The organism is Rheinheimera riviphila, from assembly GCF_004005945.1.
GTDB lineage: Bacteria > Pseudomonadota > Gammaproteobacteria > Enterobacterales > Alteromonadaceae > Pararheinheimera > Pararheinheimera riviphila.
This window is the reverse complement of the sequence record NZ_SACS01000022.1, coordinates 57403-81225: the sequence shown is the minus strand read 5'-3', so window position 1 is coordinate 81225 and position 23823 is coordinate 57403. Positions and strand designations below refer to the sequence as shown.

The 23823-nt window shown below is 50.6% G+C and carries 17 protein-coding genes; 9 read left to right on the top strand and 8 right to left on the bottom strand.

The window, feature by feature from the left end:
• Positions 1-171: 171 nt before the first annotated feature.
• Positions 172-963 carry a hypothetical protein gene (locus EOE67_RS17060; RefSeq protein ID WP_127700539.1) on the bottom strand — a complete coding sequence of 264 codons (792 nt, stop codon included), beginning with the start codon at positions 961-963 and terminating at the stop codon, positions 172-174.
• On the bottom strand, positions 960-3947 hold the full coding sequence (locus tag EOE67_RS17055) for a LysM peptidoglycan-binding domain-containing protein (RefSeq protein ID WP_127700538.1): 2988 nt from the start codon (positions 3945-3947) through the stop codon (positions 960-962). The genes EOE67_RS17060 and EOE67_RS17055 overlap by 4 nt, the downstream gene beginning before the upstream one ends.
• 354 nt (positions 3948-4301) lie before the next feature.
• Here EOE67_RS17055 and EOE67_RS17050 point away from each other — a divergent pair, with 354 nt between their 5' ends.
• Positions 4302-5039, top strand: coding sequence for an integrase core domain-containing protein (locus tag EOE67_RS17050; RefSeq protein ID WP_164852414.1), 738 nt, complete (start codon positions 4302-4304; stop codon positions 5037-5039).
• Positions 5040-5314: 275 nt separating this feature from the next.
• On the opposite strand, the gene EOE67_RS17045 is transcribed toward EOE67_RS17050, so the two are convergent.
• Both EOE67_RS17045 and EOE67_RS17040 read right to left on the bottom strand, forming a co-directional pair.
• Positions 5315-5632: a hypothetical protein gene (locus EOE67_RS17045; RefSeq protein WP_127700536.1), complete on the bottom strand. Its 318-nt coding sequence runs from the start codon at positions 5630-5632 to the stop codon at positions 5315-5317.
• A gap of 5 nt (positions 5633-5637) precedes the next feature.
• Entirely contained in the window at positions 5638-8487 is a 2850-nt protein-coding gene (locus EOE67_RS17040) for a LysM peptidoglycan-binding domain-containing protein (protein ID WP_127700535.1), read from the bottom strand.
• A 334-nt stretch (positions 8488-8821) separates the two neighbouring features.
• Between EOE67_RS17040 and EOE67_RS17035 the strand changes: the two genes are divergently transcribed.
• Entirely contained in the window at positions 8822-9559 is a 738-nt protein-coding gene (locus EOE67_RS17035; RefSeq protein ID WP_164852413.1) for an integrase core domain-containing protein, read from the top strand.
• Positions 9560-9738: 179 nt separating this feature from the next.
• On the opposite strand, the gene EOE67_RS17030 is transcribed toward EOE67_RS17035, so the two are convergent.
• Positions 9739-10284 (bottom strand): hypothetical protein, encoded by a 546-nt coding sequence (locus EOE67_RS17030; protein ID WP_127700533.1) that lies wholly within the window; start codon positions 10282-10284, stop codon positions 9739-9741.
• A 468-nt stretch (positions 10285-10752) separates the two neighbouring features.
• Between EOE67_RS17030 and EOE67_RS17025 the strand changes: the two genes are divergently transcribed.
• From EOE67_RS17025 to ygiD, 7 genes are all read left to right on the top strand, one after another.
• Complete coding sequence (locus EOE67_RS17025; RefSeq protein WP_164852412.1) at positions 10753-13812, top strand: ligand-binding sensor domain-containing diguanylate cyclase; 3060 nt, start codon at positions 10753-10755, stop codon at positions 13810-13812.
• Between the two features lie 108 nt (positions 13813-13920).
• Complete coding sequence (locus tag EOE67_RS17020) at positions 13921-14469, top strand: Csu type fimbrial protein (protein WP_164852411.1); 549 nt, start codon at positions 13921-13923, stop codon at positions 14467-14469.
• A gap of 33 nt (positions 14470-14502) precedes the next feature.
• On the top strand, positions 14503-15096 hold the full coding sequence (locus EOE67_RS17015) for a Csu type fimbrial protein (RefSeq protein WP_127700530.1): 594 nt from the start codon (positions 14503-14505) through the stop codon (positions 15094-15096).
• A 19-nt stretch (positions 15097-15115) separates the two neighbouring features.
• Positions 15116-15907, top strand: coding sequence for a fimbrial biogenesis chaperone (locus tag EOE67_RS17010; protein ID WP_127700529.1), 792 nt, complete (start codon positions 15116-15118; stop codon positions 15905-15907).
• Complete coding sequence (locus EOE67_RS17005) at positions 15904-18189, top strand: fimbria/pilus outer membrane usher protein (protein ID WP_127700528.1); 2286 nt, start codon at positions 15904-15906, stop codon at positions 18187-18189. The genes EOE67_RS17010 and EOE67_RS17005 overlap by 4 nt, the downstream gene beginning before the upstream one ends.
• 169 nt (positions 18190-18358) lie before the next feature.
• Positions 18359-19333 carry a spore coat protein U domain-containing protein gene (locus EOE67_RS17000; RefSeq protein WP_127700527.1) on the top strand — a complete coding sequence of 325 codons (975 nt, stop codon included), beginning with the start codon at positions 18359-18361 and terminating at the stop codon, positions 19331-19333.
• A gap of 143 nt (positions 19334-19476) precedes the next feature.
• Positions 19477-20259, top strand: a complete 783-nt coding sequence (gene ygiD / locus EOE67_RS16995; protein WP_127700526.1) for a 4,5-DOPA-extradiol-dioxygenase — start codon at positions 19477-19479, stop codon at positions 20257-20259.
• A 5-nt stretch (positions 20260-20264) separates the two neighbouring features.
• On the opposite strand, the gene EOE67_RS16990 is transcribed toward ygiD, so the two are convergent.
• From EOE67_RS16990 to EOE67_RS16980, 3 genes are all read right to left on the bottom strand, one after another.
• A complete protein-coding gene (locus tag EOE67_RS16990; protein WP_127700525.1) occupies positions 20265-20489 on the bottom strand; it encodes a hypothetical protein in 225 nt (74 codons plus the stop codon).
• Positions 20486-21331: a hypothetical protein gene (locus EOE67_RS16985; RefSeq protein WP_127700524.1), complete on the bottom strand. Its 846-nt coding sequence runs from the start codon at positions 21329-21331 to the stop codon at positions 20486-20488. The genes EOE67_RS16990 and EOE67_RS16985 overlap by 4 nt, the downstream gene beginning before the upstream one ends.
• A 179-nt stretch (positions 21332-21510) precedes the next feature.
• Positions 21511-23736: a YgiQ family radical SAM protein gene (locus EOE67_RS16980; protein ID WP_127700545.1), complete on the bottom strand. Its 2226-nt coding sequence runs from the start codon at positions 23734-23736 to the stop codon at positions 21511-21513.
• Between the last annotated feature and the right edge of the window lie 87 nt (positions 23737-23823).

The window sequence follows — 23823 nt, the reverse complement described above, 5'->3', positions numbered from 1 at the left end:
CTGATTTTTAAACAAAAATCAGTCAGTTTAACCCCAGACCATTGTGTGAACGGTTGGAACGGGACAATTTTGTGCTTAAGCCAGTAACAATCGAGTTCCCAATTTCATTGGCAAAGGCATCGGACAAAGCAAAGCCCCTGTGAAGGGGCTTTGCTTTTTTTTAGTGTGATGTTACTTCCTCTGGCTGGCTTTTTCGTGGGCGGAAAAATCGATACCGGTGTCGAGCATCAGTAGACTTTGCCGCACTTCAACTGGCCGACCGCCCTCCACATACGCCAACAATACCGTCATACGTCCCTGCACCGTGCAGCGCATGCTCTGAATTTGATAAGTTGGAATACGTAGGATTGACCTATCAGGCAGCTCGATCTCGTGTTTAGTTTCAGGAGTGCCTGTATACACAGTTAGAAATTTAAACTTTCCGCAGGTTTTAAAGCTTTTCTCTTTCCAGAGACGCTCTTCCGTTGTCATCGCGGTTCTAGCTGTATCAGGAACTCTAGATCGAATATCCTGAATAAAATCACCCAACGAGGATCGTTGCTTTACAATACTCTGCTTGTCCAGACTCGGCAGTTTTTTAAACTCAGCAGCCGTTATTTGGGCTGGCTTGTAGGCATATCGCCCACCTTCCAACACCACCTCCTTGATTTCACCATCAATGCGCACAAAGGCTTGGGCGGCATCGTTGATGCGGATTGAAAAGTCTGGGACCCTATTAGGAATATATTCAAGCATCTGATCAGGTAATTCCCGTCGTTCATTTGGTACAGGGTGATATTCTAAATGATCATTGACTGGATCTACTGCGCCACCATATAAAGCTCTCAAGGGCAGGACGCTGTTTTCTTTTATATAGTTAAGCTCCCATTCGCGTATATCTGATTTATGCCAATTGTCAGCCGAGATTGCCGAATGTGTTTGCATTAAAATAAAAAACAACACCGCTTCTTTAATTTTTATCATTTCTTATTACCGTTAAGATATCGATTCCAAGCGTCTTGTGCTGCTTGGGACTGCTTACCTATGTTTCCATCATGGTAATAACCATAAGATTTTTGATAAATGGTTTCTGTTGGATAACCTTTATACTGCCTAGAGACTTCTTTATATCCCTTATTTAAATAATAAGCCCCGACGTCCATATTCTTTTGCCAATCCCAAGCGATATCGGCGTAGGTGTACTTAACTTTATCTGGATTATTCTGATTGAAATCAGCCAAGGAGCCAGAGTAAGTCGATTGCATCAACCCCACTGCTGTACTGCTCCAGTCTTTGGTCACTGCTACATTCGGGAAGCCTTGGTAAGCACCTTTGGGATTAAATTGATTACCACTCGATTCAATCTGAATCGTCGCCAGAAGCAGATCTAAAGGCACTCCGTTGCGATCAGAAAGCTGTGCCGCATAAGCATTGATTTCAGCTGACGTTGGGTTCGCGCCCGCCGCGCGTTGCACCAGATTTCCGGCCGCATAATCCTTTTTAAACCGCTCCAGATTTGCCATGGTAGTTGACCCCGCTTTGCCCAGCACCGGTTGGTTGTAACCTTCATAACTGTTGATAACCCGCTGCATATCATGCACGTTCCGCCCCGTCGCACCTTGTTTGATATTAAAATCCAATGGCACGGCTGGCAACCCGTTCCCGTTACCGCTACTTCTGGCCTGCGCTGCAACACTATCCGCAACCGTTTTGGTACTTTGGCGGGCAGTCCAATCTATCACGTAGTTAGCATTTTCAGCGGTGTTTCTGCCTGTTGTTGCGTAACGCTCACCCATTCCTCCGTCGATCATCGTCATACCGAGATATCTAAAGCTGTCGCCTTCACCAAAATCAACTGGTCTGGTTGATGCCGTCAATCTTGCCATATTTAACTTACGGGGATCCGCGTCTGACTTGTGCTCTGAAAACAGACCATCCATCGCCTGTTGTGCATCGGCAAATTTATCCAGCGACGAACCTTGCTCTGCATCACGATACCGCTGAACAATTTTTCGAGCTTTGGAGTCCTGCGGATTCAGTCCGAGGTATTCCATTTCCTCTGTCAGCGCGCTGTCTTTTTTCACGTAATGGCCGACGATGGAATTGCCTACAGCATTGCCAAAAGCATCAATCGCTACATTCCTAAAATTCCAGCTGCCTTCGTTGTACAGGACTTTGCTTACACCGTACCCTATTGCTGCACCGGCGACGCCTTCCATAAAGCCGCTGATAAGTCCTGCGCCTTCATTAAAGTTTTCGAATACTGATTTGGTGTTGCTGATGCCGGCTTTGTCCATCAAACCTGCACTTACCGCACCAATCACCACATTACGCCATTGGAAACTTGCCTGATTATTACCGACCAGCTTGTTGGCTGCAACGCTTAAACCAACTGTGCTGGCGGCCATCGCCATTTTCCCTAAACCATTTAAACTGGCCATCACTGCTGGCGTACTCTTAGTAGCCGCGGTAGCACCGGTGATAAAAGTACCACTGCTGGCGGTACTGGCAACGCCCATCATCGACCCCACACCCGCCGTTGCCCCCGCCGTTAAACCACTGGCCAGAGCATTTTTCAGCGAGAAGCTATCCACTATACCCATCGCTTTACCGGCAAGTTGGCCTGCTACTGAGCCGACAAAGCCGCCAATAGCCGCAGCCGCCATCCCTAGGGCTGCTGAACCACCTACCGCAGCGCCGGTAAGCACTGCCGCTCCTCCGGCAGCTCCTGTTAGCCCCCCGGCAACTGTACCCATCGCCGCTGCAGCAGCACCAGCAGTAGCAATAGTCGCAATCACCGTTATCGCTATCATCACCACCATCGCCATTGCATTACAACCGACCGGTGGTGGCGGTGGTAAATACGGGACATTAGGCGTGGTGTCGCCGATGATTTGTTGTAAATCCATCGGCTTAAAGCTGTTATGGGCGTTAAAGCTATTGGCGCGCTGTGGGATATCCAGCGTGGTGCCTTCGATGAGTTGGCTATCCGGGCCGCCTTGCGCAGAGCTCTGACTGATGCCATTGGCTGTCGCAATTAAATACCAGTAGTCGGCATTGCCATAGTACAACTGCGCCAGACTTTGCAGAGTATCGCCGGAGCGTACCGTGTGCTTTTGGGTGTCGGTGCGTTCAATCCCACTGTTAAAGTGTTGGTCTTTGATGCTGGTGCGGTATAACCAATGCTCCTCGGGTAACGTTTCACCCCGGTCTACCGTGACATCCCCCACATAAGCACCATTGCTGCTGATTTGGATAGATTCCTGTTGTACCCGCCCTGCCACCGCCTGGCCGCTACGCACCTGGCTCAGATGGTTTTTGACCTGCGTCAGGGCATCAGCTTCCCCGGATTTGGCAACCTCGCTCTGTTGCAGACGCAATAAGCTGCCATCTGCCGCATACAACATCTGCCGCACTTTAAATTTACTGTCCTGCAGCTCGTTGCCTTCAACCACCAACACCTTATTGCCATGTGCATCGTACTGGCTGTAGCTGCTTGCATCCTTAAACTGACCGCCTTTACTGCCACTTTGCGCCGTACCGCTGACTTTACTCTCCAGTAAACTATCCCGCTTCTCGTAGCTGCGGCTCCAGCTCAGTTCATCTACCGTGGTGCGACCAGGGTTGCGGTCATCCGGCTTGGTGACTCTGGTCACCGTGCGCTCTGCAAGCCCCGCGGCATTAAAGTTCTGATATTCAGTCACACTGCCGGTGGTGGTTAAATCCGCAGCACTGACCCCCAGCAAACCCTGCCCATTGAGCACAGTGCCATCGTTTACCATCAACCCACTGGCTGTAATTTTCTGCTGCACCAGATTAAATAACTTCGCATCAGCCATATCCACCAATAACTGATGAGTCGTGACTTTTTGCACCTGACCATCGGCATTGTAATCCGTCTGCTGCATCGACATCAGCGTGCCGCGCATATCAAACTGTACCGTAAAGTCGACATCTTCATTCGCCAAATCGATTTTACGGGTGGCGACGGTATTGCTGTAGGAATAGGTGGTTTGCAGCTTTGTTGATTTATGTCCTGTTTTTCTTAGGAAACTGCTGCACTAATAATCTCAGAAGCGCTAAACATATTGGCCATTTTGCGGAAGGAGGCGTATCTGCTTAACGGGATGCACCTGATGTTGCTGTTATTGTTGCTTTGCTTATTACTATTACTAGACATGTTGCTCCGGCGCGTCCGCTCACACTGGATTATTGGCACTTGCGGCAGGCCGAAGTATTACCACCCCCCGATTAAAATCTCAGCGGTTAAAATCTCAGCCCTGCCACTTCCTCATGCCAAAAATCATAAAAAACCACAGTGGGTGATTGATAAGGTTTTAGCGCTGGCCGCCGTTTCTGGCTATGGTGCCGGCAAGGTGGCGCAGCTGTTTAACCAGCGTTACCGCCACAGCGGCGACAGCGTCAGTAAAACCTTTGTTTACCAGCAGATGAAAACGCAGCAGTATCAAATTCAAGTACTGCGCCGCAAGCTCAAACATCAACCGCCCAAAAGCATGCCGGTAAATCACAGCTGGGGGATGGATTTAACCACGGTCACACTCAATCCACGACAACAACTGTTCCTTGGCATTGTTGACCACGGCTCTCGTTTAAACCTGCGGTTACAGCAAGTCAGCAGCAAACACTCCGCCGTGATTATGCTGGAGCTGGTGCAGACCATCCGCCAATTCGGGTTGCCAAAGTTTATCCGGCACGACAACGAAGCCTGCTTTTGCTCGCACTGGCTCAAGCTATGTTTAACTCTTTTAGGGATCAAACAACAAAAATCACAAGTGGCCTGCCCGTGGCAAAATGGCCGCATCGAACGGTTTTTTGGAACTTTTAAACAGATGTTCAGGCAGTTGGATTTTAACGGCTGCCAGTTACAGCACGAGCTTGAAATCTATCGCAGCTGGTACAACCATGTCCGGCCGCATCAGAATTTAAACGGCCTGACGCCCGCTGAGATCTGGCTCGGCCGACCAAGCAAAAACCAGCACCATGCCAGTTGGGTATCCGCCTGGCATGGGGTGTTATGCGGCTATTATGTGCCAGGTTAAACAACACTTAGCGGTTTAAACAACACAACCACAGCGTTCAGAGCAAACGCCGGGTTCTATTGCCTAAAACCTGCAAAAACTGTTTTTTAAAGAACATCAGGCAGCAAAAACATTCTCAATGTATTGTTTTTAACTGCCTGTTTATTTCAGACTGACTGATTTTTAAACAAAAATCAGTCAGTTTAACCCCAGACCATTGTGTGAACGGTTGGAACGGGACAGCGAACGGTATGAACGGGACACTTCAGTTGCTGAATAAAATTATTGAGCATTAATTATTCATACGGAACATCTTTCAATCGACTTTCAAGGTCTGACGCAATTGTCTGCATTAAAGCACTGTCACCAGCAGGAGTATTACTGTAAAAACAATTACCTATATCTTCTTGATGTTCTAGCGTTAAAATTTCATCATTTATTTTTAATTGCCAAACTCGGCTTGTTATACCATCAGATCTCATGATTATCTCGGCATTGTATTGCTTTACAAGGAAAGCAACCAAAGTGTCAAAGAACTCGGAGTCTTCAAGGCCATTAACATGGTACTTTACAGCACCATTCTCTCTGCGTTCATCTTTATAAATCACATTCATACAATTTATAATCCAAGTTGTTTGTTTACACTCTGTCTTGAGCGCTGCGAGCTATTGATCATCTCTTGATAAATTTGGTCGTTTGACGGATTCGAGATTCCTTTGTTTATGAGTTTGATCTTTGTCTTATTCGTTAACTGCTCAAATGTAAGATTGATCTCTTCACGGAATAATCGGTCAGCCGTAACTCTATCTTGCATCATGACACGAGTCTCAGTTCTGAACTGATTTCTGAGTTCAAACGCTTGTTTTGCCTGCTCTGCAAGAGGATTAGCTCTATTTAGCAATTCTGGGATGCTTTGCTCTTTGTTCAAATACCATTGACGAGCGTCATGATTTGATAGGGTCCCTCTCAAAGGATTACTATCGTCATAGTATTTATAAAAGCCCGCGCTACGCTCATTCACAATTTCAGGGCTATATGCATTATTTGAAACAGCGGGCTTACCACCACTGAAAGATCTATTAGCAGCTTGCTTCGTAGATTGTGCCGCAGGCATCAAATTATCACTAACGCCTCGGCTGACTGCACGCAGTGCTCCCGTCAGCGAACTGGTAATACCCGTCAGGCTTAAATTGCCCATGGCATTACCCAGTTTTATACGGTCATGCGCTTCATTGGCATAAATGTTCAGTTCACTGCGTAAGAACCCGGCTTTCTTATACCCAAGGATCGCATCACCACCAAAGGCCAGCTCATCATCACCCCGCAGCGACATCACGCTACCCAGCACATCCCACTGCTCGTTGTTCACCACATCGCGCAGTTCTTTGGCATTGATATGGTAGTTACCAGACAGGTCAGTGACATTACCTGAGCTATCCACTTTCGCGGTAGTGCCATAAGTGCGCACACCATCGCTGGTATAAGTTGCGCCGTCTTCGGTTTTCCCTGACATGCGGTTTTGCATCGCCGCCATCTTTTGATCAAGCTCAGCTTGCTCTTTGGCAGAGAACTTGCCGTTTTCAGCAGCTGGGCCAGATTTCGCACTCAGACCTGCAACAATGCTATTCCCCAACGCATTGCCAAAAGCATCAATCGCTACATTCCTAAAATTCCAGCGGCCTTCGTTATACAGGACTTTGCTTACACCGTACCCTATTGCTGCACCGGCCACGCCTTCCATAAAGCCGCTGATAAGTCCTGCGCCTTCATTAAAGTTTTCGAATACTGATTTGGTGTTACTGATGCCGGCTTTGTCCATCAAACCTGCACTTACCGCACCAATCACCACATTACGCCATTGGAAACTCGCCTGATTATTACCGACCAGCTTGTTGGCTGCAACGCTTAAACCAACTGTGCTGGCGGCCATCGCCATTTTGCCGTAAATGTTCAGTGTTGCGTGTGTCGCATCTTTGGCAAATGAAACGAGTGAAGACACTGCGGCTTTCGCACCATTGACGGTCGTTGCCGCCGTCCCAACCCCCATCATACTGCCCATACCCGCCGTTGCCCCCGCCGTTAAACCACTTGCAAGAGCATTTTTCAGCGAGAAGCTATCCACTATGCCCATCGCTTTACCAGCAAGTTGGCCTGCTACTGAGCCCACAAAGCCCCCCGCTACAGCTGCCATTGCACCTGTTAAACCTAAACCGCCGGTTATAGCAGAGACACCTGTTGACATTAGAAGTCCAGGCACGGCACTTGCAGCAGCCCCAGCCGTCGCAATCGTCGCAATCACCGTTATTGCTATCATCACTACCATCGCCATCGCATTACAACCGACCGGTGGTGGCGGTGGTAAATACGGCACATTTGGCGTGGTGTCGCCGATGATTTGTTGTAAATCCATCGGCTTAAAGCTGTTATGGGCGTTAAAGCTATTGGCGCGCTGTGGGATATCCAGCGTGGTGCCTTCGATGAGTTGGCTATCCGGACCGCCTTGCGCAGAGCTCTGACTGATGCCATTGGCTGTCGCAATTAAATACCAGTAGTCGGCATTGCCATAGTACAACTGCGCCAGACTTTGCAGAGTATCGCCTGCGCGTACCGTGTGCTTTTGGGTGTCGGTGCGTTCAATGCCGCTGTTAAAGTGCTGGTCTTTGATGCTGGTGCGGTAGAGCCAATGCTCCTCGGGTAACGTTTCACCACGGTCTACCGTGACATCCCCCACATAAGCACCATTGCTGCTGATTTGGATAGATTCCTGTTGTACCCGACCTGCCACCGCCTGGCCGCTACGCACCTGGCTCAGATGGTTTTTGACCTGCGTCAGGGCATCAGCTTCCCCGGATTTGGCAATCTCGCTGTGTTGCAGACGCAATAAACTGCCGTCCGCTGCATACAACATCTGCCGCACTTTAAATTTACTGTCCTGCAGCTCGTTGCCTTCAACCACCAACACCTTATTGCCATGTGCATCGTACTGGCTGTAGCTGGTTGCATCCTTAAACTGACCGCCTTTACTGCCACTTTGCGCCGTACCGCTGACTTTACTCTCCAGTAAACTATCCCGCTTCTCGTAGCTGCGGCTCCAGCTGAGCTCATCTACCGTGGTGCGGCCAGGGTTTCGGTCATCCGGCTTGGTGACTCTGGTCACCGTGCGCTCTGCAAGCCCGGCGGCATTAAAGTTCTGATATTCAGTCACACTGCCGGTGGTGGTTAAATCCGCAGCACTGACCCCCAGCAAACCCTGCCCATTGAGCACAGTGCCATCGTTTACCATCAACCCACTGGCTGTAATTTTCTGCTGCACCAGATTAAATAACTTCGCATCAGCCATATCCACCAATAACTGATGAGTCGTGACTTTTTGCACCTGACCATCCGCATTGTAATCCGTCTGCTGCATCGACATCAGCGTGCCGCGCATATCAAACTGCACCGTAAAGTCGACATCTTCATTTGCCAAATCGATTTTGCGGGTGGCGACGGTATTGCTGTAGGAATAGGTGGTTTGCAGCTTTGTTGATTTATGTCCTGTTTTTCTTAGGAAACTGCTGCACTAATAATCTCAGTAAGCGCTAAACATATTGGCCATTTTGTGGAAGGAGGCGTATCTGCTTAAAGGGATGCACCTGATGTTGCTGTTATTGTTGCTTTGCTTATTACTAGACATGTTGCTCCGGCGCGTCCGCTCACAACGGATTAGTGGCACTTGCGGCAGGCCGAAGTATTACCACCCCCCGATTAAAATCTCAGCCCTGCCACTTCCTCATGCCAAAAATCATAAAAAACCACAGTGGGTGATTGATAAGGTTTTAGCGCTGGCCGCCGTTTCTGGCTATGGTGCCGGCAAGGTGGCGCAGCTGTTTAACCAGCGTTACCGCCACAGCGGCGACAGCGTCAGTAAAACCTTTGTTTACCAGCAGATGAAAACGCAGCAGTATCAAATTCAAGTACTGCGCCGCAAGCTCAAACATCAACCGCCCAAAAGCATCCCGGTAAATCACAGCTGGGGGATGGATTTAACCACGGTCACACTCAATCCACGACAACAACTGATCCTTGGCATTGTTGACCACGGCTCTCGTCTAAACCTGCGGTTACAGCAAGTCAGCAGCAAACACTCCGCCGTGATTATGCTAGAGCTGGTGCAGACCATCCGCCAATTCGGGTTGCCAAAGTTTATCCGTCACGACAACGAAGCCTGCTTTTGCTCGCACTGGCTCAAGCTATGTTTAACTCTTTTAGGGATCAAACAACAAAAATCACAAGTGGCCTGCCCGTGGCAGAATGGCCGCATCGAACGGTTTTTTGGAACTTTTAAACAGATGTTCAGGCAGCTGGATTTTAACGGCTGCCAGTTACAGCACGAGCTTGAAATCTATCGCAGCTGGTACAACCATGTCCGGCCGCATCATAATTTAAACGGCTTGACGCCCGCTGAGATCTGGCTCGGCCGACCAAGCAAAAACCAGCACCATGCCAGTTGGGTATCCGCCTGGCATGGGGTGTTATGCGGCTATTATGTGCCAGGTTAAACAACACTTAGCGGTTTAAACAACACAACCCCACAGCGTTCAGAGCAAACGCCGGGTTCTATTGCCTAAAACCTGCAAATACTGTTTTTTAAAGAGCATCAGGCAGCAAAAACATTCTCAATGTATTGTTTTTAACTGCCTGTTTATTTCAAACTGGCTGATTTTTAAACAAAAATCAGTCAGTTTAACCCCAGACCATTGTGTGAACGGTTGGAACGGGACAATGAAACGACATGCGGCACTAACAACATTTCTTCCAAATAACCTATGCTCTGTCGTTCTTGACTAACTGCATACATACCTACTGCGAAACCTAAAATTGGCACAGTAAAGGTTGCCAAAAATCGGAACCAATGACTTGGTTTCACGTGGTTGTATTCCGCTGCAATCTCCTCAAACGTTACTTTGTAACGGCAGCAAAGCCATGCCAGGAAAAAACTTAGTGCAAACAGAACAATAAGTAATATGTTTACGGGACCTTTATAGGTCTCAAATAGAACGATACTAGTTAACCATTTATGCACAAAATCAAAAGGTAAATTAAAAAGTGCTACGTAATAAGTGACTAACACCTGACCACCACAATACAAAAAGCCTGTGAACATCATCGCTGTTGTGGTATCAGGTTTGCCTGTTCTGCGACTGCGCATATTAAGCGCTGTTGCATAATAAACCCCACGGGTGATATGTCGGTACCATAAAAAAGGTGTTTTAAAAACCATCATTTTTTTCCCTGACGGGAGCCTTTTACAGTAAAGGCCCCGACCCTTTACTGATTAATATTTTCCGTGCATTTTCCAGTTTGGACCTAAGATCCGCTGGTTTGCCTCGATATTGTTTAAATAACTGCAAGATGCACGGTCAGGTCTTGCTTTTTGCCATCTGAATAGAAAAGGCAAAAACCAAGACCTAACCCTATCCGTTCAAAAAAATTAAATTACTGATCTATCCCCCCAAAATCAACCCAATTTTTTTTCAAAAAACACTTTTACCTTACAAGAAGCTTTGATTAACGGAGTACCACAGACACTTACTTAACGATGGATACTTTCGCGATGCACGGGTTCACGAGGGCCTTTTTGATCGACATGCCGTTTTAAATAAATCATCGCTGGACAACAATCCCACAACTCTGGACAAGCGCGCTACAGCTGACATACTCAGCTGATACTGCACATTTTTTAATGGCCCCTATGTCGAAGTTAAGTCGTCTCAGTTGGTGGTTCAGTGGTGTTGTGCTGCTGTGTTTGTTGCTTTGCAGTACGGCACTGAAAGTCCAGGCCAAAGACCAGGCAAAAATCCGTTTTAGTTCGCTGGCGGATGAATTCCCGAATGCGCCGGTGACCAGCTTTACCATCGCGCAGGATCAGCAAGGTTTTATTTGGCTCGCCAATCAGTTGGACGGTCTGCAGCGCTTTGATGGCTATCAGCTGGAAGCTTTTCAGTTGTTAAAAGCGGCCGCGAGTGAAGAGCTGAGTATCAGTACAGTATTGGTTGATGACAAAGACCGGCTCTGGGTTGGCACCTGGGGTTATGGTCTGGTGATGCTGGCGCCCGACCGCCGCACTCAGCAGCACTGGCAGCTGGCCGGTAGCCTGAGCCAACCGGCCAATGGCCAGCTTGGCAATCTGGACCAAATTCAGGCGACTTTTCAGGATCAGCAACAACGACTCTGGGTCGGCACCACTGCGGGGGTGTACCTGATTGACCCACAACTGCAACGGCGGCAATTACCGCCTGCCCTCCACCACCTGTTTGAAAAATTACGGATCTGGCAAATCAGCCAAAGCGCCGATGGTGAATTGTGGTTTGCAACATCGGCTGGCATGGTGCAAATCAGCGCCGACTTAACCCGGCAGCGGCTGTGGTCGATGCAGGATGTCGACTACCCGGGGAAAACCAGCCGTTATCTGGAAGTGCGGACCCTGTTGCCGGTGGCTGGCGGGGTCTGGCTGGCCAGCAGCGATGGCTTGTTTTTACTGGATCACGCCAGCCAAACCATCAAACCTCTGCCGCATCACCAGGCGCAGGTTGCCCGCAGTAATACGCTGGCGCTGAGCCCTACCGGCCAGTTGCTCATCGGCACCAGCGACGGTTTATATCAGCTGCAAGCGCCTTTTAGTTACCGCCAGCAACTGCACAAACTGCTGCATGCGGTGGATGTCCGCGATGTATTGCCCGATCCAAATGGCCTGATTTGGTTGGCCACCCGCAACCGCGGCGTATTTATGCTGAGTGTGCGGCAAGACCGCTTTAATCTGCTGACCGACGAGCAGCAGCGCTCCCATTTTGAACAGGGTCTACACCGCATCGCCAGTCAATATTATCACCGCGGCACTTTGTGGTTGGGGCTGGAGCAGCATGTGCTCAGTTTTGACATGGAGCAAAAACAATGGAAAAAACACCCATTTCCGGAAGATAGTCAGGTCCGCCTGGTCACCGGCCTGACGGTCGATCCGTCCGGCGACACCTGGGCCGCCACCAATGCCGGTTTATTCCGGCTGGAAGGTAAAAAAGGCTTTATTAAAGAAACCCGGCCTTTTGCGCTGCTTAATAATGATGTCGACATCAGCCTGATGTCATTGAGCCATAGCCAGGATGGCACTTTAAATCTGGGGTTGTGGCAGCATGGTCTGATCCGCTGGCAGCCGCAAACACCGGATCAACCGGGCCAACAGTTTGATATTGCCCGCCATCAATCAGACGGCGTGCAGCAAAGTGCGGTGTCGCCGGATGGCTTGATTTGGCTGACCAGCGCCAGCAGTGGCTTGTATCGGTTTGATCCGGAAGATCAAAGCATCCGCCAATTTAATACCACAGCCAGTTCAATACCGGTACTGCCGACCAATAATTTGCCCTGTGTCACGGCCCCCACCAACGATGAAATCTGGTTGTGTAGTGACCGCGGTTTGTTAAAGCTGAACCCACAAACCAGCGAACTCACGCAATGGACCACCGCCGATGGCCTGCCGGATCAACGAATTATCGCCATCGAAGCGCGTTCAGCGGATAGTCTATGGTTAACCACCCGTCGTGGCCTGGCGCAATTGCAATACGCCAGTCAAAACCAGCCACAGCAAATCCGCAGTTTTGTCGAGCAGGATGGTATTCCATCCTTGTTATTAGAACCACGCGCCTTAACCGCGGACGCCAACGGTAGTTTTTACCTGGGTACTGCCAAAGGCGTGCTCAGTTTTTCTCCCAAAGATTTGATTGCACCTCAAGTGACCGCCAAACTGGCGTTGTCGTCATTGCAGCTGGATAACCACCGTTTCTGGCAGGTGCAAACGTCGGAACAACAACCACTGCGTATTCCTGCCCGGCATAAAATGCTCAATTTCAGCTTTAGTCTGCTCGATTTTGAACACAGCCAATACCACCAGTATCGCTATCGGTTACGCGGTTTAAGTGACGAATGGCGGCATCAGTCGCATCAGAATTCGGCTACCTTCAGCCATTTACCGCCCGGCAATTACGAGCTGGAAGTGGAAGTGGTTTCGGCCAGCAACCCACCACCGCCGCTGCGGATTTATCTGCAGGTAAACCGGCACTGGTGGATGTACAAACTGGTGTGGTTACTCGGCGGTTTGAGCTTACTGGTGTTATTTGCCTTGATCCTGCGGCTACGGGTACAACGGCTGGAACGTATCGCCGGCAAACTCAACAAACTGGTCAGTGAACGCACTTCCGAACTGGCGCAAGCGAATCAGCAGCTGGCGTTGCAGGCGCGCACCGATTTTCTGACCAAACTACCAAACCGGCTGGCCTTTGACGAGTATTACCAGTTGATCCAGCGCCAGCGCAGCCGCAATTTTGAACCCTTAACACTGGTGATGATTGATATCGATTATTTTAAGAAAATCAATGACAACTACGGCCACGAAGCCGGTGATATTGTGCTTGCGACCATCGCCGCCACTTTGCAACAACGGTTAAGGCAACAAGATATCCTGGCGCGGTTTGGGGGTGAAGAATTTGTGTTGCTGTTGCCCGACACCTCCGACACCGGCGCGATGATCATTTGCGAAATGCTACGGCTGGCGCTGCTGCAACAGAAAATCGAGTATCAGCAGCACCAGATCAGCGTCACCGCCACTTTTGGCGTGGTTGAACTGGACTTGCAACAGCAGGAACTTCGATTCTGGCAAAATGCCGCCGACGAAGCGCTCTATTATGGCAAAGCACAAGGCCGCAATCAGGTGGTGTTGTATGCGGATTTGCATAAGCCCGACCACAGTCCCGAACATCGCTGAAAAAATATTTCCCTGTCACAGGTAATTATTTAGCAATGTGCTATATATAGGTACTACGGTCAGAAATATGCAGTTGACGCTTGGATTTTGTTTGCAAGGAGCATGCTGATGAAACTGAATCGTCGCAACCTATCCGCCTTTACCTACCGCGTCCTGCTTGCAGGAATGCTGTGTTCTGCCCCTGCACTCTCTGATCAAATTGCCGGCACCATGACGGTGACTGCGACCGTCATTGATGGTTGTTCGGTTGGCAATCTCGATACCTCTGGTGGTTTTAACGATTTTGGCGCTGTTGAATTTGGTCAGCATTCGAATCTGTTGCAATCCGTCGATGCCCAGGGCGGCGGCAGTACCGGTGTTGGTTTTGAGCTGACCTGTTCGACCGGTTTAAGTTATCAAATCGGTTTGAATGACGGTTTGCATGCCAGTGGTGGCAGTCGGCGGATGACGGACGGCAATAGCAATTTTGTGCCCTATCAGCTGTATCGCGACAACGCCCGTACCCAGCTGTGGGGAGATGCCGGTACAGCCAACGAGCTCAATACCAGCGGTACCGGTGCCAGTCAGTTCCATTTGGTGTACGGCCGGATCGCCGCGACCACCACGCCGCCCGCCGGCACTTATACCGATACCATTCAGGTGACGGTGGTCTGGTAGTTGAGCTTCGGCTAACACAGGGAGTGACGGATCATGCAACATTCGCTCAGATTTGTTGGATTGCTGTGGCTGCTGTTATATAGCCACAACAGCCTGTCCAGGCAGCCGGTGGTGCTGCAGCCCGCAGCGCAACCAACGGTGCTGCAATCAAGCACCCAACTCCCAAGCTCCCAACAACAAAGCATTCAGCAAAGCACCGAGCTTGCGATCCAATTGGCACAAAGTTGTCAGCTCAGCGGCGATGCCGTCGGCGGCAATTTTGGTACTTTGCATTTTGGCAGTTTCAGCCAGTTACCGCAGCCGGTACAACTGACCAGCCAAAGTAATGCCGGCAGTATTTTACTGCGTTGTAACCTTGGCGTTGATTTCAAAATTCTGATCAACCGGGGCTTACATGGTGCTTCTGTCGCCGCCAGACAACTGCGGGAGCCGAATCACGGCAGCACCCTGAACTATCAGCTGTACCGGGATGCGCAATTTTCGACAGTTTGGGACGACACCACCGGCCTGAGTGGCGTGGCCACCGGCACCGCACAGCAATTTGATCTGTATGCGGTACTGCCGTCACAACCTATTGCGGCCAGTGGCAACTATTCCGACACTTTGACGGTGACGATCAGCTGGTAGCATAAGGAAAAAGTGCGCCATGAATACAACGTGCCGGCATCTTTGCATCGCCGCTCTGCTATGGTTGCCTGCGCTGACCTGCGCCAAGGGACTCACCATCTGGCCATTGATCGCTGAACTGCCGCCTGGCAGCAAGGCAGTGGCCATTTATCTGGATAATCAGAGCGATACTGCACAGCAGTTGCAAATTCGCGTCAAACAATGGCAACAGCTGCAGCATAAAGATCAATTTTCAGAGCAGCAAACCGTGCTGGTCAGCCCGCCTTTTGTCAGCATCGAACCGCGCCAGCGTCAATTAGTGCGGCTGGTTTACCTCAATGCGGGGCAGGTGCCGGTCCTGGCCGCCGAACAAAGTTACCGGGTGCTGATTGATGACGTCACAGCGGTGAATAGCAAAACCGGTAGTCAGGTGCATATCCGGATGCGTTATTCGTTGCCGTTATTTGTCGGCAGGCCTGCCGAGGTGCCGGCAACAAATGATGCGCAGCCATTCAACGCCTATTGGCAGGACAAAATTCAGGCCAGCCTGCAGTTGCTGCCCGATGGCAGTTGCAAATTCAGCCTGCAAAATACCGGACCTTCCCACCTGCGCTTATCTCAGGTTCAACTGATTGCTGATGGCCAACCGCTGTGGTCCGCGGGCGAAGGTTTGTTTAGTTATTTGTTGGCAAACACTGAATTCAGCTGGACCATCGGGCCTGAACCGACATTACAACACACCCTTACGGCTGGTTCGCAGTTGCAACTGCAGTTTGAAAGTTATCGGGTGCCGTTGACATTCCCGGTCGCCGTTATTTCAGGCAGCCAATGATTAGACGTTTTTTGGTCGCCGGTTTTTGGTTGATGTTCAACAGCGCTGTGAATGCTGAAGATACCGCCCCGTTGTTATATCTGAATGTCGTGATTAACGACTGGCACACTGGCCAGACGTTGTTAGTCAAACCACAAGCTGGGGGATTTATGCTGGAAACCGCGCCACTGCGCACCTTATTACCAGCCCTGAATTTACCGGCCAGCGACTGGACCGACAGTCGGCAATTGCCGCTGCAGCAGATTGAATATCAGGTCTCGACCCAGCAACTGCACCTGCGGCTGGCAGAAAGTTGGTTGCCTCAAACCCGGCTGCAACAGCGGCCGCCAGCGCCAACACCAGAGTTGACCTACGGCGAGGCGCTGATCCTCAATTATGATCTGGTGGCAGAATACCAGACGCCGCGCCAACAGATGTTGGGGGCCAACCTGGATCTGAATCTGAACTATCAACAAAGCCATTTTCGCCATCAGCAGGTGGTACTGCGACAGCAACAACAGACCGAACTGGTGCGACTGGACACCAGCCTTAGCATTCAGGATCACCAACAGCTGCGCAGCCTGCAACTGGGCGATTTTATTACGCCAGCCAGTAGCGGTGGCCGCGCGTACCGGCTGGCTGGCGTGCAGTGGCGGCGCAATTATAGCCTGCAACCCGATTTAATTACCTATCCGTTACCCGAGCTAAATCACAGTCTGGCCGTACCTTCGAACACCGATCTGTTTATTCAGGGCATGAAAACGTTCAGCGCTGACTTGCCGCCGGGCCCTTTTGTCATCGCCAGCCAGCCGATGCTTAATGGCGCCGGCGTGGCGACTTTTGTCAGCACCGACGTTTTCGGTAGGACGCAGCAGGTCGAGCAGCCGTTTTACGTCGCCGATAGCTTATTGGCAAAAGGTCTAACCGACTACGCCCTGAGCCTGGGCTGGCCAAGATTGAGTTATGGTCAGATGCAAAGCCACTATGCATCAAAACCAGCGCTGGTGGCGGCTTATCGCTATGGGCAACAAGCAGATCGCACCCTCGGATTTACTTTCGAGCACTTTGAACAACTAAAAGGTTTTAGTCTGGAAATCCAACAACAATTGGGTCTGGCCGGCGTGCTTGGCGCAGCGGTCAGCCAGAGTTTTACCGGTCAGAGTTTTACCGATCAGGGTTTCGCTGACGAGAACGGTGCGCAGTGGCGACTGAATTACAGTTATCTGGCCCCTGGCTGGCAAGTGAATGCCAGTCATTTGCAACGGGATAGCAATTTTTTTGACCTGGCCAGTTATTACGGCGCGCAGTTGCTGGCCAAGCGTCAAAGCCAAATTGGGCTGAGCTTTCATAGTCAATTTGGCAGCGCGGCGCTGTACCTGCTGGAACAACAATATGCACAGCAACCGAAAAAGCGCTATCTGAATTTGAGTTACAGTCTGGCCGGAGATCGCCACTGGTCAGGCTTTTTAACCCTGAATTATCAGACCGAACAACGCGCCTGGAATCTGGCACTTTCGGTCAGTTATCAGTTTGATCAGCAGCTGCGTGGTTCGGTGTACGCCAGTCAGGGGGATAACGACTTTCAGTATCTGAGCCTGCACCAATCGCGATCTGAGGTGCATGGCTGGAGCTTTGCGGCGCAACAAAGTCTGACCACGGCCGCCAACAACAGCCAGCTTTATGGTAACTATCGCAATCATGTCAGCGACAGTTACCTCAGTTTCAGCAATCAGGCTGGCAATAACCGCTGGTCGGGCGGCAGTCGCGGTAGTCTGGTGGCGACCGCTGGTGAATGGTTTATCACCGAGCCGGTCAGTCAGGCATTTGCGGTGGTGGACACCCAGGGACACGCCGGGATCGATATTTACAACAGTTACCGCTACGTTGCCACGACCAACGAGCGCGGTAAAGCCTTGGTGCCCCATTTGCTGGCCAATCTGCCGAATCAAATCAGCATTGATCCGCTGCAATTGCCGCTGGACAGCCAGATCAGCAATTTCCAGCAACAAGTCACGCCGGCAGGCGTCACCGGCATTCATCTGCAGTTTGATATTAATCAGCAACGGACCTTGCTGCTGAAAATCTATATGCCCGGCGGGGCTTACGCGCCCCTGGGTAGCCAGCTGTTTGCCGGGGGACAGCACATCAGTAGTGTCGGCTGGGATGGTGAAGTGATGCTGGCCGCAACTTATGCCAATAGCACTCTAAAGTTGACGTTGCCGGACGGTCAGCATTGCGCTTTGCAACTACCCGCGCCACCAGTAGAGCGCGGTTTTGTGCCGGTGCAGTGCATCGCAAAATAACGCAACGCAAAATAACAAAATAATGGACACCCATAAATCTAAAAATAACGGACACCCATAAATCTTAAAAATAACGGACACCCATAAATCTGGAATCGAAAATAACGAAAAATCGAAAATAACGGACACCCATAAACCTTAAACCTGGGATATAACAGCGAAGTTCAGGATGAAAACAGCTCTCAAGCGTGTTACCCAAATACTCTGGCTGATGGCCCGCGGCTTATCGTGGTTGTGCTGGTGGTTGTGCGGGTGCTTTTTAAGCAGCCAGGCACAGGCATTTTGCAGCGCACAAACGCCGGCGGCGATGAATTTTGGTAGCGCTCAGCCATCAACAATGGTCCGCAGCAGTCAATTGCCGGCCAATTCCAGTGTGTTGATCGACTGCACCCGCGTCATCAATATCGCCTTGATTAGCAGCGATGTGATCCACTATCAGGTCACCGCCAGCAGCAACAACTTTCGTTTACGCAACGGCAGTTTTTACATCCCATATCAGCTGTCGAGTCAGGCTAATTTTGCGGTGGTGTTGTCAGCGGTCGGTCAGGGTTACAGCAATATGAGCTTCACCCTGCTAAATATTATCGGCGGTCAGGATATCCAGGTGCCGCTGTACGCAAGGACACTACCGACCAATATTGCGTCCGGCACCTACACCGATCAGTTAACGCTGCATTTTACCGGTCGTTATTGCCGACTCGCGGTAGCTGCGGTCTGCGTAGGCTTTGAAGATTTAAACAGCACGGTCAATTTGCAGTTGAGCCTGACTGTCGATCGTAGCTGTGCGCTGACGGTGCCAGCGACGCATCACTTTGGTACTGTTGCCGATATCAGCAATCTGGCAGATTTCCGGTTGCAGTTACAGGTCGACTGCACCCTAAGTGAAAGTTATCAGGTCCATATTGATAACGGCGACCATTTTAGTGGTGCCAGTCGGCGCTTGTTCAACGGCACCAGCCAGTACCTGTGGTACGACCTGTTTCATCCGGATGGCAGCACCCTGCTCAGCGACAGCAGCCGGTTGCAAAAAGCTGGTCTTGGCAGTGTGGAGGTGATTGAACCAAGGTTGCGGCTGCAATCCGGGCAACTCACACCCGCCGCCGGAACTTACCGCGATACCGTGCGGGTGGTGGTGACTTACTGATCAGATACAGTGCCAAACCAGCGACAAAACGTTCATCAAATACGAAAGCTTTGGGCTATTTTTTGCCCTATCCCACCATGAAATCGATAGTTAGAATGACGGATAGCAATCAGCACTTTGGCAGAAATGCTCAGCAGGACTCTATGACGCAACTTCAACCGGTGATTTTTTTTGGCCACGGCAGTCCGATGAATGCAATCGAGCAGAATCAATGGACGGTCGGCTGGCAGCAATTAGTGGCAGATTTAGTGAGCGCACGCCGACCCAAAGCCATTTTAATGATTTCGGCGCATTGGTATGGCCCTGGCTTGAAAATTACCGCGCAGCAAGCACCTAAAACCATTCATGATTTTGGTGGTTTTCCACCAGCGTTATTTGCCAAACAGTATCCGGCGCCAGGTGATCCAGACTTGGCGGCAGCGATAATCGAGCAGCTAAAGCCACTTCCCATCAGTGCCGATCAACAATGGGGTTTTGACCATGGCAGCTGGTCGGTGTTATGCCATGCCTTTGCCGGTGCCGATATTCCACTCTTGCAATTGTCGCTGGATAGCCGCCAAGCACCGGCCTGGCACTTTGCTTTGGGGCAGCAACTGGCTTATTTGCGCCAACAAGGGGTGTTGATTTTGGGATCCGGGAATATTGTGCATAACCTGGCCAAAATTGATTGGCACGACGGTCCACCGCCCACTTTGGCGCAGCAATTTGCCGACTTTGCCCGCCAGGCGTTGCGGGAGCGTGACTGGCAAGCCCTCATCAATTATCAAACCCAAGGCATTGCAGCGCAGTTTGCAGTGCCGCATCCGGATCATTATTTGCCGTTGTTGTATGTAGCTGGCGCCAGTTCGCCGTCTGATGAATTGATCTTCAGCAACGACGCCCTGACCTATGGCAGTCTGGATATGTTGTCCGTGCGGTTTGGGTAAGTCTGTTACAAGTCAGCCAGCTTTTTCAGCTGGACTAAACGTTCGACACTCTGTTCAATGTCGGCAAGCGTCACTGGCTGCTGTTGCAAAGTGACGGCCAGTTCAGCAGGCATCACCGCTGGAACCGGCAACAGCTGCAACAGCAGTGCGTGAATGGCAGCGAGCAACAAATAACCGACTGGCAACCAAACCAGTGTTGGCACTTTTCGTTTGATAACGGTACTGGTCATTTCGCTGTTGTCTCCGGTGTTGACTTAGCTTGCGGTTTTGCCTTAGCTTGCGGATTTGCATTGCCGGGCGCAGGATTCAACCAGGCACGAATGTCTTCCCGCCACTGTGCTTTTTCGGCAGGCTCTAACTGGCGACTAGCCCAAAAGCCGTATTTTAGTTTTTTATCCGATTTCAGCTCCAGCATAATCCGATCTTTGCCCGGCACTAAATCGTGAAACTCTAAGTCACCCCGTTTCAGCGTCGACGCATATTTTAACACCAACGCCTGAAATTCTGGCGTCAGGCCTTTAGGGGCATACAGCTCAATCCGGCATAAATTATTGCGACACTCTGAATCGAGAATACGCAGCTGATTGTCGGTCACATTTTGCGCTAAATGCGCGATCATAAATTCGGTGGCTTCCGCCCACTTCTCATCCCGCGCTTGCGATGAAAAAGTGGCGTTATCGGCAATGAGCTGCTGTTCCAGCCGCCGCAATTTGTCCAGCTCCAGCTGAGCCTGCAAAGCTGGCAATACCGCCTCGCCATGTTTCTGATAAAACTTCAGTAATGGCTTTAATGATGCTTCGGTTTCAGCGTTTTTTGCGGTAAGAAGTTGTAACTGCCAGTAAGGTGTCACCGATAGAGGTAATAGCAGATATAGCGCAGCGCCCAGCAAGCCTAAGCGCCAGCGTGGTAATTGTTGCAGATAGTGATAAGCGCAGCGGGCATACTTAGCGACATCCCGCCATAGCGCGCCCGTTTTCACATAAATCCCGAATGCCTTGGCATTCGCTGGTATGTTTTTGAAATGAAACTGAATAAAATTAGTTACTTGCACCGGGTGCAGTTGCCACGTCATGTCTGAATGTTTCCGGAAAACTAAAACGCCGATCAATACGAATGGTGGGTGGCGCTGCGCTGACCCACCCTACCTGTTTGCCCACACCCAAGTTGGGTAACACCAGTCACAACTTAACTTGCCTGGTCGGTGCGATAAGCGCAGCGCCATCGCACACCAATGCCGGTGTTTATGGGTCTTTACTTCGCTTTTGAAGCCGGCCCTTTGGCTTTACCCTGATTAAACGAAGCCTGACCAGAAGATTTACCGGTTTGTTGCTGCTTTTTAATCAACGCCGCTTTCACCGGATTCATGCCGGTATGTTTGGTCACCGCAATCTGGCCACCCGGTTTGGCTTTTTGTTTCAGCTCATCACGGGTTTCTTCCGGCACTAAACAGGTTTTGCCTTTACCAATCAACTTCGCTAAGCCCATATTACGCAAGGCTTCGCGGATCATCGGCCAGCCTTTCGGGTCGTGATAACGCAGCAAGGCTTTGTGCAACCGGCGCTGGCGTTCACCTTTGGCCACCGGCACTTTTTCACTGTTACCTTTGAGGTTTTTCAGCGAGTTGAGCTCAGTGTGGTAAATAGTGGTGGCATTGGCCATCGGGCTTGGATAAAAGTTTTGTACCTGATCCAGCCGGAAATCACGCTCTTTCAGCCACAACGCCAAATTCACCATATCTTGATCGGTAGTACCTGGATGCGCCGAAATAAAATACGGGATCAGGTACTGCTCTTTACCGGCTTCTTTACTGTACTTGTCGAACATGGCTTTAAATTTGTCATAAGCGCCCATGCCGGGTTTCATCATCTTCGACAATGGCCCTTCTTCGGTATGCTCAGGAGCAATTTTTAAATAACCGCCGACATGGTGTTGCACTAATTCGCGTACATAATTTGGATCTTCAACCGCTAAGTCGTAGCGCACGCCCGAGGCCACCAGCACTTTTTTCACGCCGGTAATTTTGCGCGCCGCGCGGTATAAATCGACCGTTGGGCTTTGATCGGTATCCATATGTTCACAAATGGTTGGATACACGCAAGACGGCCGGCGACAGGTTTGTTCGGCTTTCGGGTTTTTACAGCGCAACTTGTACATATTGGCGGTTGGGCCGCCTAAATCCGAGATCACGCCGGTAAAGCCAGGCACTGTGTCACGGATTTGTTCGATTTCTTTCAGGATAGATTCTTGCGAGCGGCTTTGAATAATCCGCCCTTCGTGCTCGGTAATAGAGCAAAACGAACAACCACCAAAGCAGCCACGCATAATGTTGACCGAGGTTTTGATCATTTCATAAGCAGGAATTTTTTCTTTGCCATACACCGGGTGCGGCACCCGCTGGTATGGCAGGCCAAACACGCCGTCCATCTCTTCGGTGGTCAACGGATAAGCCGGTGGATTGACCCAAATATGGCGGTCGCCATGGCGCTGAAAAATCGCCCGCGCGCAGCCAGGGTTGGTTTCCTGGTGCAAAATCCGTGAAGCATGCGCATACAAAGGTTTGTTGACGCTGACCTGCTCAAAGGCTGGCAGTTTGACGTAGGTCTGCTCCCACGGCTTTGGCTTGGCCGGTTGTACCATAATAGGTTTGGCTTCAACAATTTGCGGTTGGGTTAAATCGATGCCTTCTTTGGCAAACTCCGAAAAAGTGCCGCAAGCGACATCATCAGCGCCATAAGGATTGGGGATAGGATCAATTTTACCGATTTTATCAATGGCGGTGGAATCTACCCCACGCCAGCCGGGCAACGGCTCTTTGCGAATAACTGCGGTGCCGCGAATGTCCTGCATGGTGTCAAAAGTTTCACCGGCCGCTAACCGATGCGCCACTTCAATCAACGGGCGCTCGGCGTTACCGTAAATCAGAATTTCCGCTTTGGCATCAAATAAAATCGAACGGCGGACTTTTTCCTGCCAATAATCATAATGCGCGATGCGGCGCAAACTGGCTTCAATACCACCAATCACCACCGGCACGTCTTTATAAGCTTCTTTACAGCGCTGCGAATACACCAGCACGGCGCGGTCTGGCCGCTTGCCACCAATATCACCCGGCGTATACGCATCATCGTGGCGTAGTTTTTTATCCGCGGTGTAGCGGTTAATCATCGAGTCCATATTGCCGGCAGAAACCCCAAAAAACAGATTGGGTTTGCCGAGCGTCATAAAGGCGTCTTTGCTGTTCCATTCCGGCTGGGCAATGATGCCAACCCGGAAGCCCTGGCTTTCCAACATCCGGCCGACGACCGCCATGCCAAAACTTGGGTGGTCAACGTAAGCGTCCCCCACTACCAGAATAATGTCGCAGCTGTCCCAGCCGAGTTTTTTCATTTCCTGACGCGACATCGGTAAAAATGGCGCCGTGCCATAACATTCAGCCCAGTATTTAGGGTAAGAAAACAAATCGCGATCGGCGGCCATACGGGCGACCGGTGCTGATTTACGTGAGGCTGGTACTGGAGTTTGCATCAAGGTTGTTGCTCAGTTAGGACGTATTTAAGGACTTTC

What these genes read in the sequence shown, in the direction of transcription:
- EOE67_RS17005 (WP_127700528.1), top strand. Translation starts at nt 15,904, where the DNA reads ATGATTAGACGTTTTTTGGTCGCCGGTTTTTGGTTGATGTTCAACAGC.
- EOE67_RS17060 (WP_127700539.1), bottom strand. Translation starts at nt 963, where the DNA reads ATGATAAAAATTAAAGAAGCGGTGTTGTTTTTTATTTTAATGCAAACA.
- EOE67_RS16990 (WP_127700525.1), bottom strand. Translation starts at nt 20,489, where the DNA reads ATGACCAGTACCGTTATCAAACGAAAAGTGCCAACACTGGTTTGGTTG.
- EOE67_RS17000 (WP_127700527.1), top strand. Translation starts at nt 18,359, where the DNA reads ATGAAAACAGCTCTCAAGCGTGTTACCCAAATACTCTGGCTGATGGCC.
- EOE67_RS17025 (WP_164852412.1), top strand. Translation starts at nt 10,753, where the DNA reads ATGTCGAAGTTAAGTCGTCTCAGTTGGTGGTTCAGTGGTGTTGTGCTG.
- EOE67_RS17030 (WP_127700533.1), bottom strand. Translation starts at nt 10,284, where the DNA reads ATGATGGTTTTTAAAACACCTTTTTTATGGTACCGACATATCACCCGT.
- EOE67_RS17010 (WP_127700529.1), top strand. Translation starts at nt 15,116, where the DNA reads ATGAATACAACGTGCCGGCATCTTTGCATCGCCGCTCTGCTATGGTTG.
- EOE67_RS17045 (WP_127700536.1), bottom strand. Translation starts at nt 5,632, where the DNA reads ATGAATGTGATTTATAAAGATGAACGCAGAGAGAATGGTGCTGTAAAG.
- EOE67_RS16980 (WP_127700545.1), bottom strand. Translation starts at nt 23,736, where the DNA reads ATGGCCGCCGATCGCGATTTGTTTTCTTACCCTAAATACTGGGCTGAA.
- EOE67_RS17020 (WP_164852411.1), top strand. Translation starts at nt 13,921, where the DNA reads ATGAAACTGAATCGTCGCAACCTATCCGCCTTTACCTACCGCGTCCTG.
- EOE67_RS16985 (WP_127700524.1), bottom strand. Translation starts at nt 21,331, where the DNA reads ATGACGTGGCAACTGCACCCGGTGCAAGTAACTAATTTTATTCAGTTT.
- ygiD (WP_127700526.1), top strand. Translation starts at nt 19,477, where the DNA reads ATGACGCAACTTCAACCGGTGATTTTTTTTGGCCACGGCAGTCCGATG.
- EOE67_RS17015 (WP_127700530.1), top strand. Translation starts at nt 14,503, where the DNA reads ATGCAACATTCGCTCAGATTTGTTGGATTGCTGTGGCTGCTGTTATAT.